The 14,977-nt window shown below is 51.5% G+C and carries 13 protein-coding genes; 1 reads left to right on the top strand and 12 read right to left on the bottom strand.

Features of this window, described 5'->3' with window-relative positions; all coding sequences use genetic code 11:
* Positions 1-20 precede the first annotated feature (20 nt).
* Both GW591_RS19970 and GW591_RS19965 read right to left on the bottom strand, forming a co-directional pair.
* Positions 21-776 (bottom strand): YopT-type cysteine protease domain-containing protein, encoded by a 756-nt coding sequence (locus GW591_RS19970; RefSeq protein ID WP_013573362.1) that lies wholly within the window; start codon positions 774-776, stop codon positions 21-23.
* 358 nt (positions 777-1,134) lie between these two features.
* Positions 1,135-2,385, bottom strand: a complete 1,251-nt coding sequence (locus tag GW591_RS19965) for a valine--pyruvate transaminase (protein WP_166861288.1) — start codon at positions 2,383-2,385, stop codon at positions 1,135-1,137.
* A gap of 251 nt (positions 2,386-2,636) precedes the next feature.
* Here GW591_RS19965 and GW591_RS19960 point away from each other — a divergent pair, with 251 nt between their 5' ends.
* Complete coding sequence (locus GW591_RS19960; RefSeq protein ID WP_166861286.1) at positions 2,637-3,848, top strand: hypothetical protein; 1,212 nt, start codon at positions 2,637-2,639, stop codon at positions 3,846-3,848.
* 67 nt (positions 3,849-3,915) lie between these two features.
* On the opposite strand, the gene ghrB is transcribed toward GW591_RS19960, so the two are convergent.
* The 10 genes from ghrB to GW591_RS19910 form a co-directional block, all read right to left on the bottom strand.
* Positions 3,916-4,893, bottom strand: a complete 978-nt coding sequence (gene ghrB / locus GW591_RS19955) for a glyoxylate/hydroxypyruvate reductase GhrB (protein WP_153376198.1) — start codon at positions 4,891-4,893, stop codon at positions 3,916-3,918.
* Positions 4,890-6,182 (bottom strand): MFS transporter, encoded by a 1,293-nt coding sequence (locus GW591_RS19950; protein ID WP_112152000.1) that lies wholly within the window; start codon positions 6,180-6,182, stop codon positions 4,890-4,892. The genes ghrB and GW591_RS19950 overlap by 4 nt, the downstream gene beginning before the upstream one ends.
* 43 nt (positions 6,183-6,225) lie before the next feature.
* The gene (locus GW591_RS19945) at positions 6,226-6,975 is read right to left on the bottom strand and encodes a sugar phosphate isomerase/epimerase family protein (protein ID WP_037033869.1); all 750 of its coding nucleotides are present in this window, start codon (positions 6,973-6,975) and stop codon (positions 6,226-6,228) included.
* Positions 6,976-7,188: 213 nt separating this feature from the next.
* Positions 7,189-8,223 (bottom strand): LacI family DNA-binding transcriptional regulator, encoded by a 1,035-nt coding sequence (locus GW591_RS19940; protein WP_037033868.1) that lies wholly within the window; start codon positions 8,221-8,223, stop codon positions 7,189-7,191.
* A 67-nt stretch (positions 8,224-8,290) separates the two neighbouring features.
* Entirely contained in the window at positions 8,291-9,577 is a 1,287-nt protein-coding gene (locus GW591_RS19935; protein ID WP_013573369.1) for an MFS transporter, read from the bottom strand.
* Positions 9,578-9,635: 58 nt separating this feature from the next.
* Entirely contained in the window at positions 9,636-11,762 is a 2,127-nt protein-coding gene (locus GW591_RS19930) for an alpha-galactosidase (protein ID WP_166861284.1), read from the bottom strand.
* Positions 11,763-11,902: 140 nt separating this feature from the next.
* Positions 11,903-12,910, bottom strand: a complete 1,008-nt coding sequence (locus GW591_RS19925; protein ID WP_014411432.1) for a LacI family DNA-binding transcriptional regulator — start codon at positions 12,908-12,910, stop codon at positions 11,903-11,905.
* Positions 12,911-13,013: 103 nt separating this feature from the next.
* Positions 13,014-13,676 (bottom strand): OmpA family lipoprotein, encoded by a 663-nt coding sequence (locus GW591_RS19920; RefSeq protein ID WP_037033864.1) that lies wholly within the window; start codon positions 13,674-13,676, stop codon positions 13,014-13,016.
* Positions 13,677-13,897: 221 nt separating this feature from the next.
* Entirely contained in the window at positions 13,898-14,341 is a 444-nt protein-coding gene (locus GW591_RS19915; RefSeq protein WP_013573373.1) for an N-acetyltransferase, read from the bottom strand.
* On the bottom strand, positions 14,338-14,910 hold the full coding sequence (locus GW591_RS19910) for a DNA-3-methyladenine glycosylase I (protein WP_037033862.1): 573 nt from the start codon (positions 14,908-14,910) through the stop codon (positions 14,338-14,340). Before GW591_RS19910 ends, GW591_RS19915 begins: the two co-directional genes overlap by 4 nt.
* Between the last annotated feature and the right edge of the window lie 67 nt (positions 14,911-14,977).

Here is a 14,977-nt window from a genome sequence, read left to right as displayed (position 1 = left end):
TGTATTTAGAGTGATGTAACTTAACGATAATATTCGTCTACTGTGATTCGGTTGTAGTTCTTGTAACACCCATCAAATACTATACAAAGTGCTTCCACAAAATGCATGATCTGTTTTGTGTTGTAGTTGTAAGATATTTCACCTATATTTGCATCAAAGAGTTTAATCATGTTCCCATCTGTTCTGATAGCGATGGAATGGCCTCCCTTGCAACCCTTATAAATACCTATTTCATATAAGCTGTCTTGCCTTAACGATTTTACCAGCCCTTCGATTCTTGCAGCGGTAGTACTGGCCTGCGGCAGAGTTGACGTTTTTAAGCAGATCAACCTCCCCTCATTCTTCATTATCAGATGGTATGCGTCTTGAGTACGCATGTAGTTTACGTTGGGGGAATGCCCTTTGCGGTGAAAATTATCAAATAAACTTTTTTGTGCTTTTAATTTAGCTTGTTTATATGCCAACGCAGAGTTCTGTTCCTGAATATTCATTATTCCTAATATCAATCGATGCGATGCGGAGGTATTGATGAAACATTTGAAACTACTCCAATCTCTACCAGTAATTAAATATGCCGCAGAGAGGCCATAACAGGCTCCACGTAATCCGTACTGAATTTGTTTACTTTCTGAGTCTCTATGACTTCCTAACCATGCTCCACCAAGATTTCGGGGGTTGTTAGCTACCCATTTGTTTTGCTGTATGTACGTCACCTGATTAAAAAAACTGTATGTACCGTTTGTTTTATTAATATATTGACGTAATCTGTTAATCATTTTCTCACCTATTTTTTAAATCAAAAAATACATATTGCATAAAAATACGCCAGTGATAATAAAATCCCCATTTAATTGATTATGTAAAATACTAAAACTCTTGACTGGGTTTTTATTTCTTTGATAAATAATGTTATTTTTTTTGTTTAACTGTAAAAAATATAAAGTGATGTATATCTATATATAAAATGAATTGATTTTTTTGAATGAATGTGTATCTGGATGCGTTGAGGGAGATATAAATAACTTTATGATGTCATTGAGAATAAGATTGTTTTCTACTCATGAGTAAGAGTCCTTAGATTGATAAAGTGACCCGAAAGAATATCATTCCTCCTGGTCACTTTATTGTGAAAAATCAGCCTTCAGCGTGGGCTTTTTCTACTTCTTCTGCCAGAATTTTCACGCCGCGCTCGATCTGTTCCGCATCAGGCACGTAATTCATCCGCATGCACTGATGGGTGTGTGGCCACGGATGCTCGAGACCCGGGAAGAAGTAATCGCCCGGTACCATAAGTACCCCACGTTGTTTCAGGCGCTGATACAGCACTTCGGTGGTGATCGGTAAATCCCTGAACCACAGCCACAGGAAAATCGCCCCTTCCGGTTTGTGGATCAGGCAACGTTCTTCCGGCAGATAACGGCGCAGCGTGGCGATAGTTTCCTGCACGCGCTGGAAATAGAACGGTTTGATCACTTCTTCGGAAAGGCGCAGCAAATCGCCACGGACAATCATTTCATGGGCAATCGCAGGGCCGACACTGCCCGGCGACAGACTGATAATCCCGTTCATATTACTGATCGCTTTGATGATTTTTTCATCAGCAATCACGATGCCACAGCGGGAACCCGGCAGGCCGAGTTTCGACAAGCTCATGCACAGGATAATATTCGGATTCCACAGTGGTGTGGCGTCAGTGAATACGATGCCCGGGAACGGCACGCCATAGGCGTTATCGATTAATAACGGAATATCTTTCTGCTGTGCCAGCGCATCGAGTCGGATCAGTTCTTCGTCAGTAATGACGTTGCCGGTCGGGTTGGTCGGGCGTGACACGCAGATCAGGCCGATATCATCGGTGATATTCAGATGATCGAAATCGACGTGATATTTGAACTGGCCTTCCGGCAGTAATTCGATGTTCGGCTTGGCTGAAACAAACAGATTTTCGTCCAGACCGGCATCTGCATAACCGAGATATTCCGGTGCCAGCGGGAACAACACTTTTGACATACTACCGTCGGCACGGCGTCCGGCGAACAGGTTGAACAAATAGAAGAAGGCGCTCTGGCTGCCGTTGGTCAGTGCGATGTTTTGCGCGTCAAGCTGCCAGCCGAGTTCTTTCTGTAACATGTCTGCCAGCGCATGACGCAACACATCTTTGCCCTGCGGCCCGTCGTAATTGCACAGCGCTTCGGTCAGCTTGCCTGCTGCCAGCATTTCCGACAGCAGCGTCTGGAAATAATCCTGCATCTCAGGAATTTGCGCCGGATTTCCACCACCCAGCATGACTGCACCGGGTGTGCGTAAACCGTCATTCATGTCGCCCATCAGGCGTGTGATGCCCGAAAAACGGGTAAATTTGTCACCGAAAGCAGAAAACGTCATAGAAAGCTTTGTATGTTATCGAAATGTGATACCCACCATAACGCCTGCAGCAAGGCAGTGCAATCGGACCAGCGGGTTTTGGCGTGGAGAAGTATTAAAAAAGATGAATACGGAAAATCATTCAATGTATTTTTCGAATATCCCTGAACGGAACCCTTTATGCTTAATGGCAGAGTAATAAAAAACGGCTTATGATATTTTTTCTTTCTTGGCATAATTATGTTTAAGAATATATATATCAGGTTGATAAAATGAAAAGAAGTATACTTATACTGAATATTTTCACGGCAGGCGGAGGAGACCATGCGCTGGGAAAGAAAATAAAAGACATCGCGCGGAGCACCCAGGCTGAGGGGGCATTAATTACGGTGAATGCCAAAACAAGACATATTAATATGCAGGGAAAGGAAGTGTTCAGTCCGGGTAAAAAATTGAATTATGATGATCCGGTAATTATTGTGACGCCCTACAGTCTCCTGTCTCCCGATGTATTATCGACAGTGCTGGCTGATTTTCTCTACCAGCTGGACATAATCACATGCAACACCGTTATTCTCATTGATGAAATGGATGTCACCCGAGGTGCGGCTTCATCTGATCGTGATTATAAAGCTGCCCTGTTGAGTCTGTGCTTCGAAAACATCATTGTCCAGAGCCTTGGATTCGCTAAGAAATCGATGGGTTATTTACCCATGCCTGAGCAGGAAGTTATCAATATACAAAAATCAGCAAAACAGGAAATCATTAAATTACTGGACGGTTATAACTTATCGATGCCGGCAAATTGTAGCTTATATCTTGCCTATTTAAGTTCTGATACCGTGACAACCTGTGCTCAGATTTTTATTATTAATTCATTGATAGAAGACAGTGGCTTGCTGAATAATTCAGCTTATGTCCTGGTGTGCAGGGAAAAAGGGAGTATTGAACGATTACTGAAAAACCTCAAAGGTTCCTTATCAGGGTCAATTTATAATGATTTGTTTTCTGAATGTCACTATTCAACCATGCAAGACGAAAATATATTCCAGTGCCACGGCTTCTCCCGCGGTACGGGAAAGAAAAAAGTACATATCGTTATTACCCAAACCATTCCCGGCACGACGTTTAAAAATCTGACCAGTATCAGCAAGACTGGCATGATGTCGGGCGATCAAAGCCTTTCCGATTATTTGTCACTGAAAAAGCGGTTACCTTATTACGACAAGCAAACCTGGAAAGACCCTCTTATTAAAGGATTGAAGACCCGTGCCCGTGAACTGGGGGGCGAAGAATTGCTCAACAAATTTAAGTCGATGGTCGCCGGAAGAAAAGCCTTTACTGGCAGCCTTTCCTTTAAGCTTCTGGCACCCGACGATGCCCCGACGCTGGCGCTGAAAAGCAGTCTTCATGCGTTTAACAAGGAAATATATGCAAGAAAAGCTGACGGGAAAATCAGAGAGATATTAATGAAATACCTCTGACCCTTCGAAAATAATCGGGAGACCGGCCGCAGGATTGCGCCCGGACCGGTCTCGCCCATTCTTTATCTTACTTCTTCAGAACTTCCGGGTTCACGCAGAACTGTTTCACGTCACCCCTGAGTGCGGCGATCAGGTTATCCACTGCGCAGGCCGCCATATCGTAGCGGGTTTCATGCGTTGCGGAACCGATATGCGGCAGTGCCACCACGTTTGGCAGGCTCAGCAGCGGAGAATCTTTTGGCAGCGGCTCAGTCTCGAACACGTCCATACCAGCACCATAAATCGTACCGGCTTTCAGCGCTTCGATCAGGGCTGGTTCATCGATAACCGGCCCGCGACCTGCGCTGATCAAAATCGCGCTGGATTTCATCTTCGCCAGCTCTTCCTTACCGATCAGATGGAAGGTTTGTTCGGTCATTGGCAGCAAGATACAGACGAAATCAGACTCTTTCAGCAGCTCATCCAGCTCGCATTTACGCGCGCCAAACTTCTCTTCCGCTTCTTTATGCTGGCTGCGTGCATTGTACAAAATCGGCATGTCGAAACCGAAATGCGCACGTTGCGCCAGCGCCAGACCGATACGGCCCATGCCGACGATGCCCATGGTTTTATGGTGAACATCAATGCCGAACCAGTCTTCGCCAATGTTTTCATTCCATTCACCGGCTTTTACGCGCTCGGCCACATTTACCACGCGGCGGGCGGTAGAGAGCACCAGTGCCATCACCGTGTCAGCGACGGTATCGGTCAGCGCCGTCGGAGTATGCATCATCGGGATTTCGCGGCGGGTCAGTTCTGCCACATCGAAATTATCATAACCGACGGAAATGGTAGAAACCGCACGCAGGCGCTGTGCATGGTCGAAAAGTTCTTTATCAATTTTCCCGCCGGAACCCAGTAATCCTTCGGCGTTTTGCAGCGCATCAAACACCTGAGCACGGTTCTTATCCGTAATGCCATCAAATTCAGTGATGGTGAAATGCTCTTCAAGACGCTGATGCAGGTCGGCGGGTAATTTTTTATATAAAACGATAGACGGCTTCATGACTTACTCCCTTGGGTTAAGGAAACTTCTTTCGGCTGAATGTTGGCCTTTCGCGGTCTCACCAGCAGGGTTAAACCTGCGGAAACCAGTAACGACACGGCCATGAAAATAAATGAGGCTGCCGGACTGCCCGTATTGCCGTTGAGATAGCCGACAAACCAGGAGCCAAAGAATGAGCCCAGTGCGCCGAGGCTGTTAATCAAAGCCATCGCGCCACCGGACACATTTTTGGGCAGCATTTCAGGAATAATGGCGAAGAACGGCCCGTACGGGGCATACATTGCCGCAGCCGCAACCACCAGTAAACTGTACGAAAGCCAGAAATTGTTTGTGCCAGCGGCCCATGAACCAAAGAACGCCAGCGCGGCCACCAGCAATAACGGCCAGACAAACAACTTACGGTTTTGCATTTTGTCCGATGCCCAGGACACCAGGATCATGGCGATAGTGGCGGCCAGATAAGGGGCGGAAGATAACCAGCCCGCTTCGACCATGCCCATTGATTTGCCGTCGCGCAAAATCGACGGCAGCCAGAGCACAAAGCCATACACGCCAATGCTCCAGAAGAAATATTGCAGGCAAAGCAGCACCACATTGCGCGAGCGGAAGGCTTCCCGGTAACCGCCCACCGCCTGAATGTCTTTCTGCTCTTTTTCCAGTTGTGCGGCCAGCGCCTGTTTCTCCTGGTCGCTCAGCCAGCTGACTTGTTCAGGTTTATCTTTGACGGTAAACCACCAGATAACCGCCCAGATCACCGCCGGAATGCCTTCGAAGATAAACATCTCGCGCCAGCCAAAGGATTTGATCAGATAGCCGGAAAGCACCGACATCCACAACACTGTCACCGGATTGCCGAGGATCAGAAAGGTGTTAGCACGGGAACGCTCGGATTTGGTGAACCAGTTGCTGATATACACCAGCATGGCGGGCATCACGGCAGCTTCCACCACGCCGAGGGCGAAGCGGATCACTGCCAGCATCGGAATGTTGGTTACCACGCCGGTTAAAGAGGCGAATCCCCCCCAAAGCAATAAACACCAGAAAATCAGTTTCTTAACACTGCGGCGTTCGGCGTAAATCGTGCCGGGGATCTGGAAGAAGAAATAGCCCAAAAAAAACAGTGCACCCAACAGGGACGACATCCCTTTGGTAATGCCCAAATCGTTGTTGATACCGGCCGCTGAGGCAAAACTGAAGTTCGAGCGGTCGACATACGCCAGACTGTAAGTGATGAACACGATCGGCATGATGTACCACCAGCGGCGGGTGGCGATCCTGGACTGGTTCATAACTGTTTCTCCTGATAGTGCATCAGCACGGTCCCGACGGCGCTTACTGACGTAACAGTTCTACGTAATGGCGCGTCACCGCGGTCAGATCATCACCCTCAAGCGGGAATTCGATACCGCGTGGCACATCCTGAGGCAGGCTTTTCAATAAAGGTTCCCAACTGCCATCGCTGTCATCGAGCGCGACGGCATGCCATTTTCCGCTACGTTTTTGTGCAGCTTTGACATGCACATAACCCACATGACGCGCCAGACGCTCAGCGGCCACGGCCGGATCCTGTCCGACCCACAGCCAGTTGGCCATGTCGAACGTCATGCTTAACGGCAGATGCAGCGACTCAGCAGCAAACATAAAAGCGTTAATGCGTGAAAGAATGCCGCAATCCGGCGACTGGTCATTCTCAACCACCAGCTTCACCGGGCTTGACGCCAGCACAACCTTCAGCGGGGTCAGATCCTGGCCCGGCATAAATTCGCCGAGAGAAAACTTAATGGTGCGGGCATTGAGAATGCGCGCCTCTTCAAAATATTGTGATGCATCAGAATTAAGCTTGCCACCGGCTGAAAACAGCGGAAACGGCACGGAATACACCGCAAACAATCCATGACTTTTAATTTTTTCTGCCAGCGCTGGCAACGAATCCAGTTCTCCGGCAGTGAACAATTCGCGACGAATTTCCACACCGTCGGCCTTAGCATCAGCAATCACTGAAAGCAGCTCCGCCTGGCCGCCGCGGGCTTTTACCACGCTGTTGCCGTAGGCTGCGGTAACAATGACGATTTCTCTTTTCATGAATACTTATCCTGTGAAAGCGCCCTGTAATCTGGCGCAGGCAATCATTTCCGAAACCTTATTTTAGTGGAACAAATGACAGGTCGAGCCGTTGTTAACGTTTTGTTTCGTTTTATACAACCTAATTGGAACCGGTTCCAATCGACAGGACAAAAGCGCAAAAATATGATCCCGCTCACGAAGAACGGGCAGGTTCAGGGGGAAGAAGAGGGATCAGCGCGCTGCTGTAGAACCGCGCGCAATGAGTTCGCCGGAAAACTCCAGGTCTTTAACCGGCTCAGTATTGCCCTGAATGCGGGTCACCAGTTGTCTGAGCGCCGCCACGCCCATGTCGTAAGTCGGCTGCTTCAGCGTCGTAATGCCGACGCCCGCCAGTTCTGCCCACACCAGTTCGTCAAAGCCGGATAAACCGATGTCCGGCCCCCAGCGCAGATTCAGCCGCTGCATAGCGCGTGCAACCTGTAGCGTCAGTGCACCGTTCACACACATCACCGCTTTGTGTTTATCCGCGTGCCGTGCCACAAAGTCCTTCAGCAGATTATCCAGCCCTTCGGTATTACTCAGCTCAATTTCACCCTGTTCGGCAATATACTGCGGAGATTGCTGCATGCATTTCAGAAAGGCGTGTAAGCGGTCAAAGCGGGTATTTATATTGGCGGGTTCGCTGATGAAAAGCAGGGCTTCGAACCCCTGCTCCAGAAGATGACCGGTCATCATCTGAGTGGCTTCCACGTTGTTAAGTCCGATCACGTCGCAGGCGAAATTCGCCACTTTACGGTCAATCAGCACCATGGGTAAATTGGCCTGTTGCAGCGTAGAAATCGCCGCCTCGCGCATACCCACGGCATTCACCACAATGCCATCGACGCGATAACTGCTGAGTAATTGCAGGTAATGCTTTTCCTGATCCAGCTCGTTATTGGTGTTACACACCAGCAGCGTCAACCCTTCCTGACGGCAGGCGGCTTCAACGCCACGCATCACATCGACAGAATACGGGTTGGTGATATCAGCGAGGATCAGCCCGATTAGCCGCGTTTGCCCGCTTTTCAGGCTACGTGCCATCTGGCTGGGCTGATAATCGAGCAGGGAGATAGCCCGTCCGATGCGCTCTTTCAGCGAATCGGACAGCAGGTGTTGTTCACCGTTGAGATAACGTGAAACGCTGGTTTTACCGGTTTTGGCGGCACTGGCGACGTCACGTATCGTGGCGCGAACCGCAGCGCCCGGTTCCTGTTTTTTGCTCACAGCCTTTCTCCCTTCTTGCTCATCCCACGGAGACTAGCACAGAGTGCTGAAAGACTGCATCCGCAAGTCAGCGCAAACCTTCTGCCGTTTGCACCCCGGAAACCGCTTCAGGCTTCGGCCTGCTGCTCAGGGTAAACGCGGAAATGATCGTCACGCCAAAGGCAATACCGCCGAGGATCAGATAAGTATCACTGAATCCGATACGGTCATACAAACTGCCCGCGAAGGCCGAAAGGAAAATCGCCGCCAGTTGTTTGGCAAAGTTAAACCCGATCAGATAAATGGTCGCCGAGAACCGGACATCAAAAATCTGCGTGATGTACTTGAACACGCCAACCAGCAGGAACGGTACTTCCAGCGCGTGCAGCATCTTCAGCAAAATCACTTCAACCGCCGTGGTGGCAAATGACGAACCGACAATGCGGATCGACATAATCGTGCCTGCCAGCAGCAAGGTGTTTTTCGCGCCGATGCGGTTAATGATCCACGGAGAACAGAACATAATCAGTGCGTTACACAACTCACCGGCGGTGGTGACGTAGCCGAACATTTCCGTGCCCTGCTGTGGCGACGCGAAGAAAGTTTTGAAGAACGTCGCGAACTGCTGATCGAACACGTCATACACACAGGCCACGCCGATGACATACAAAATCAGCATCCACAGTTTGCGCTCTTTCAGTAATAAAGCCGCCGTTTTCAGCGAGAATTGCGGCTGATTGGCACCGAGTTTATCCAAAACCTGTGCGTTTTTGTTTTCCTGTGGACGGGCAATCAGCAGCAAAATCATCAAAATGATTGCGGCCCCGGAACCCATCCAGAACACGATATCCGGGTTGATATTAAACAGCACACCCGCCGTCGAGGCGCAAATCCCCCAGCCGAAACAGCCGAACATCCGCGCCTTACCGTATTCAAACGAACTGTTGCGGCTCACTCTTTCGATATACGCCTCAGTCGCGCCCGAACCGCCCGCGAAGACGAAACCGATATAGGCGCCGCCGAGAATGGCACCGAGCACAATATTCAGTTTTAACAACGGCGCGAAGACGTAAATGAAGAATGGCGCAAACAGGAACAGCAGCACGGCGATGACCCACAGAAGATGCTTCTTCAGGCCGAGCTTGTCTGAAATGATGCCGAAAATCGGCTGAAACAGAATGGCAAACAACGACATGCTGGAGAACACGATACCGGTTTCCGTCTTACTCAGGCCGATCACGTCAGAAAGCCAGATCGGTAAAAACGGATAACAGGTCGCCATGATGAAGAAATACAGGAAGAAATAGCTGCCAAATATCCAGAAATTAGTATTGTTTTTGTAGAAGCAACGATCGGAGGTTTGTGTAGAGTTCATAGTGATTTCCTTGCCGAAACCATGAAAACCGGCACTGTCGTACCGGCGTTTTTTGTTGTTATCTGATTTCTTCGAAGCCCAGCAGCAGGGCACTTTCCGGATCCAACACCGGCAGTGCCAGCCCGGCATTTGCCAGCCATTCGCCGCTCAATACCGGAGATTCATACAGCCACGCCGGTTGTACGCGCATGGTGTGACCGCTGCCGCCACCCGCCAGCAATGGCGGTTCATCCAGCACCGTCACGCGATAACGCGCATCAGATCTTAGCCCCGGCACCCGCAACACACCGGGTAACGACCAGGTGGGCATCGCCAGTTGGCTGACCAGGAATACCGCGCGATCGGCGCTTTCACTGACCACGCCATTGATCAGCACCGTCTCGTCGTGTGTATCCACGCGGTAAACGTCGCCGCTGTGTAATAACGGGCGAAGTTGTTGATGAAGGCGGGTGTATTTCGCAAAACCGGCGCGTTCGGTATCGCCTTCTTTCACCGGATCCAGCTCAATCCCCATGTGACCGAACAGCGCCGTCAGGCCGCGAAATTCAATGCTGTGCTGGCGTGAGGTGGCATGGCACAGCTTGTTGCCGATGTGCGACCCCATCACTTCCGGCGGGAAGAAATAGCTCATGCCGCGCTGAATTTTCTGCCGCTCCAGCGCGTCGTTATTGTCGGATGTCCAGAAACGGTGGCTGCGTTTGAGCACCTCGAAGTCAATGCGACCCCCGCCGGACGCGCAGGATTCAAACTCAATCTGCGGGAACCGTTCGCCCAGCGCGTCGAGCAGGCGGTAAAACTGCTGCGTTTGTGACGTCAGTGCCGCGCGACCTTCATGGCCGGGCTGGACAATTTCACGGTTCATGTCCCATTTCACATAATCGACGTCGTGCTCGCCAAGCAGCCAGCTCATGCGTTCCAGCAGATAATCAAAGACCTGCGGATTGTTCAGATCGAGCACGAACTGGTGACGTCCGCTCGGTTGCTGATAGCCCGGCAACGCCAGCAGCCAGTCAGGGTGGGCGCGGTATAAATCGGAATCCGGGTTAATCATTTCCGGCTCGACCCAGATGCCAAATTCCATCCCGAGTTTTTTTACATGGTCGATCACCGGTTTCAGGCCGTTCGGGTATTTCTTCTCGTCGAGATACCAGTCACCGAGCGCGGCGCGGTCATGGTCGCGGCCACGGAACCAGCCGTCGTCGATAATGAAGCGTTCCACACCTAACGCGGCGGATTCGGTCGCCATCTGCATGATGTAGTCAGGATCGTGATCGAAATAAATCCCTTCCCAGGTATTGAGATGTACCGGACGCGGTTTCTCAGCCGGGAAGCGCAAAATCTGTTCACGCACAAACTGGTGGAATTGCTGACTCATGCGGTTCAGGCCGCTGGCGGAATAACTGGCATACAACCAGGGCGTTTCCAGAGTTTCGCCTTGCCCGAGTCGTTGCTCACCGGGGAGATACAACGCTTCGGCTTGCACCAGACGGCGGCCGTCGATTTTGATGTCGGCGCGCAGCCTGTGGTTGCCGCTCCACCCCAGATGCATTCCCCAGACTTCGCCCTGTTCTTCGCTGAAACCCGGATGACCGATCATCATCGCCGGAAAATATTCGGAAGAGGTTTTGCCGCGACGGTTTTCCTGAATGATGCCGCCGTGATCCAGCCGTGTGCGGTGCGGCTGGAATTCTTTGATCCAGCGGCCATGAAAGGCCATCACTTCGGCGGCGCGTTCCGGCAGCGGCAGCGTCACGGCCAGTCGCGTCACCTGATACGTGCCGGGTTTGAGGTTGGTCAGGCTGTTACGTGCCTGTAAAACGCCGCTGTCATCGAGGCGTAACTCGCTGCGAAATTGCAGTCCGGCGACCACGTCTTCGGTAGTAATGATGAGCTGGTTTTCATCGTGCTTTACCTGCGTGGTATTGAACACCGGCGACCAGTCCAGCCCGTCGCGATGGCCTTCCATGCCCGGTGTGCCGAAAGAACCGCGTCCGGAATCCGCGCTGACATTCACCGGCGCTTCGACATCAATCCGGCCATTGGGCACCGCGCGGCTCAGCGAAATAATGTCATTCGCTGAAAACTGGCTGAGGCGGTTTCCCCAGTAAAGAATTTCGGCGTAAGGCATGCAACGCACGATCAGGCTGGTATTCCCGCCGGTTAAATGAACAATCTGGTTTTCCATATAGTCGCTGCTCCAAACAAAGATTTGCGCTGATAAGACGCGATCAGGTGGAGTAACTATTGATCCGAAACGTTTCGGATGGGAAATGTAAATCGTCAGATTTGTGATATAGGGTGGAAAAATAACCGAAAGGGGAAGTATCAGCGTGGTGGATGTGCGGTAACGCCCGCCTGCAGTTCAGGCTGCCAGAGAACCTGTAAATCTTTCAGTGGCTCGTTGCGGATCAGCGACATTGTCATGGTGGCGATTTGCAAACCGACCGCTTCGCGGGTGCCCTGGCGGACGGCGGTCACCGCCACATCCGGCACGCTGTCACGGGGTAATCCGTCAAAAATGATGAGTGATATACCGCCACTGAGCAGTAAACCGGCTTCATGTAACGCCAGTGCTGCGCCTTCGCCGTGCATATTGCAGTCGCAGACAATCGCCGTTGGCGGTACCGGTAGCGCCAGCAATGCCTGCGTGGTCTGATAACCGGCGCGACGGCTTGGGCTGATTTTATGCATGTAGTCCGGGTTTTCCGGCAGGGCGTTGACCTGCAACCCGTCGAGATACCCCTGATAACGCTGTCCGATAAACGATTGCTGATTATTTTCGCCAAGAAACGCGATGCGCTGATGGCCGAGTGCGGCGAGATGATCGACCGCCATCTGCATACCGGCGCGGTTATCGAAATCAAACCAGGCGTAGTCCTGCGTCAGGCAACCGCTGCGGCCCAGTGCCAGGAACGGGAAATTGCGTTGCTGCAAATCCAGCAGGCGAGGGTCGTTATCAAGCGTATGCGCCACCAGCATGGCATCGACGCGTTTGCTTTCAATCAGACGCCGCCACGAAAAGGTGCCCAGTTCATCCGGCACCAGTAACAGGTCGATTTCATGTTTGGCCAGTTCACGGGTGATACAACCGACCATTTCGATAAAAGCAGAATTACTTAAAGGGTGGGAAGTGAAGGGAAAAATGAGGCCAACGGCGTCGATCTTGCCCATTTTCAACCGGCGGGCGAGGGTGTTGGGGCGGTAACCGCGCACATTTGCCGCCGCCTGAACACGGGCTTTGGTCTCTGCTGAAACGTCATCGTAACCGTTCAGCGCGCGGCTGACGGTGGTCACGGAAATACCGAGATCTTTCGCGATAGCTTTCAGAGACATACTGACACCCGTAACGCCGTTGAGGAGACACATTGCGGGAGAATATCACATGCCAGACAAAACGGGGCCATAAGGCCCCGTGATGAATAAGGATATTCAGAGTTTACTGCAACGGACTTAGCGTGATTTCTACACGACGGTTTTGCGCTTTCCCGGCTTCGGTGCTGTTGCTGGCAATCGGATTATCCGGGCCGGCGCCGGTGGTGTGTACGCGGCTGCCTTCAACACCTTGTGTAATCAGCGCACTGCCCACGCCGTCAGCACGTTGCTGCGACAGTTTCATGTTGAGCGCGCGGGTGCCGGTGCTGTCGGTGTAACCGATCACGTTGACGGCGGTTTTCGGATACTCTTTCAGTACCATCGCCACGCCGGTCAGCGTGTTAGCGCCTGCCGGTTTCAGCGTACTGCTGTTGGTGTCGAAGGTGACGTTGTTCGGCATATTCAGCACGATGTTATCGCCCTGACGGGTCACGCTGACGCCGGTACCTTTCATTTTGTCGCGCAGTTTAGCTTCCTGCACATCCATGTAATAACCTGCACCGCCGCCCAGTGCGGCACCGGCTGCGGCACCGATCAGCGCGCCTTTGCCGCGGTCGTGTTTAGAAGAAGACAGCATACCGACGCCTGCGCCGAGCGCGGCCCCAAGACCTGCGCCAATGCCGGATTTCCCTGCTTCTGATTCGCCGGTGTAAGGGTTAGTGGTACAGGCCGACAGGCCCAGGGTGGCGCAAAGTACGCCCGCAACCACAACTAATCTTTTGCTCATCTTATTTCCTTCAGGATGTTTATTATTCAGAACTTCATCGCTGCATTATGACTTCGCGCTTTCTGACAAGTTGCACAGAAAAAGGTGTCAAAACATAAACAAATGCAACGGGAGGACATCAGTCCTGCGGCGTTCTGGCGCTCTTTATGCGCAATTTCGGCACGTTAAGCAGTAGGAGAATTCCGGATATCCGTTTTTGTATTTTTACGGATTTTTGGAACTTATTCAGAAAGGGGATGATGCCAGCGCAGAATGTACGTTGGCATATCCGTGCCGGGATGGCGGGTGTTCGCGGTTATCTCAAAATTTTCCTTGCGATAGAACGAGACGGCGCGATCATTTTGTTGGTAAACCTCCAGCAGCAGCACCGGATATTCCTCCTTTGCCGCCGCCATCAGACGCTGCGCGGTGCCATCGCCGTAGTGTGAGGCTTCTACAAACAGCGCACCGATAAACTGCTGATTCATCACGCTGATAAATCCGCAAACCTGATCATCTTCGTCGCAATCGACCCAGGTTCTGGCTTTGGGCAGAAAATCTTCTCTGACCATTTGCAGGCTTTCAATCCAGTAGGATTCGGCGATGAACGCGTGTGAAAGCAAAGAACTGCGCAGCCAGAGCATCAGAATGGCTTCGGTGTCGGCGGGCCGCGCTGCACGGATCATGACGGCTGATTCGCCGGATGGCAGAAGCAATATGACTGATGATCGTTCACCAGCCCGGCCGCCTGCATAAAGGCATAACAAATTGTCGAGCCGGTAAACTTAAAGCCTTTCTTTTTCAGCGCCTTGGACATGGCATCGGATACGGCGGTGGTCGCCGGAACCCCTTCCGGGCCAAGCGGATTATTGATGACCGGTTGGCCGCCAACAAAATTCCAGATGAATTCAGAGAAGTCTTCGCCACCGGCCTGCATCGCCAGATACGCCTGTGCGTTGCCGATAATGGCTTTGATTTTGCCACGATGGCGGATGATCCCGGCGTCGAGCACCAGCCGCTCCACGTCGTCATCGGTCATTTTCGCAATGCGCACCGGGTCGAAGTGATGAAAATTCTGGCGATAGTTTTCGCGTTTTCTCAGCACGGTGATCCACGACAGACCGGCCTGCTGGCCTTCCAGACACAACATTTCAAACAATTCGCGGCCATCTTTAACCGGCACGCCCCATTCTTTATCGTGATACTCGAGGTAAATCGGTTCTTTCGAAACCCAGTTGCATCGGGTAGTCGCCATTCTGTCGTCCTTATAAGAGGCTTAAATGCGTGGTGTCAGTGTGTGGCTTCTCGGATAACTCTGCAAC

It is taken from the genome of Rahnella aceris, assembly GCF_011684115.1.
Taxonomy (GTDB): Bacteria; Pseudomonadota; Gammaproteobacteria; order Enterobacterales; family Enterobacteriaceae; genus Rahnella; species Rahnella aceris.
Note: the sequence above shows the minus strand (reverse complement) of the source record. Positions and strands in the feature narration are given on the sequence as shown.

Bases quoted from the DNA above. Each gene is read 5' to 3' on its own strand.
- GW591_RS19970 (WP_013573362.1), bottom strand. From the start codon at position 776: ATGATTAACAGATTACGTCAATATATTAATAAAACAAACGGTACATAC.
- GW591_RS19965 (WP_166861288.1), bottom strand. From the start codon at position 2,385: ATGACGTTTTCTGCTTTCGGTGACAAATTTACCCGTTTTTCGGGCATC.
- GW591_RS19960 (WP_166861286.1), top strand. From the start codon at position 2,637: ATGAAAAGAAGTATACTTATACTGAATATTTTCACGGCAGGCGGAGGA.
- ghrB (WP_153376198.1), bottom strand. From the start codon at position 4,893: ATGAAGCCGTCTATCGTTTTATATAAAAAATTACCCGCCGACCTGCAT.
- GW591_RS19950 (WP_112152000.1), bottom strand. From the start codon at position 6,182: ATGAACCAGTCCAGGATCGCCACCCGCCGCTGGTGGTACATCATGCCG.
- GW591_RS19945 (WP_037033869.1), bottom strand. From the start codon at position 6,975: ATGAAAAGAGAAATCGTCATTGTTACCGCAGCCTACGGCAACAGCGTG.
- GW591_RS19935 (WP_013573369.1), bottom strand. From the start codon at position 9,577: ATGAACTCTACACAAACCTCCGATCGTTGCTTCTACAAAAACAATACT.
- GW591_RS19930 (WP_166861284.1), bottom strand. From the start codon at position 11,762: ATGGAAAACCAGATTGTTCATTTAACCGGCGGGAATACCAGCCTGATC.
- GW591_RS19925 (WP_014411432.1), bottom strand. From the start codon at position 12,910: ATGTCTCTGAAAGCTATCGCGAAAGATCTCGGTATTTCCGTGACCACC.
- GW591_RS19920 (WP_037033864.1), bottom strand. From the start codon at position 13,676: ATGAGCAAAAGATTAGTTGTGGTTGCGGGCGTACTTTGCGCCACCCTG.
- GW591_RS19915 (WP_013573373.1), bottom strand. From the start codon at position 14,341: ATGATCCGTGCAGCGCGGCCCGCCGACACCGAAGCCATTCTGATGCTC.
- GW591_RS19910 (WP_037033862.1), bottom strand. From the start codon at position 14,910: ATGGCGACTACCCGATGCAACTGGGTTTCGAAAGAACCGATTTACCTC.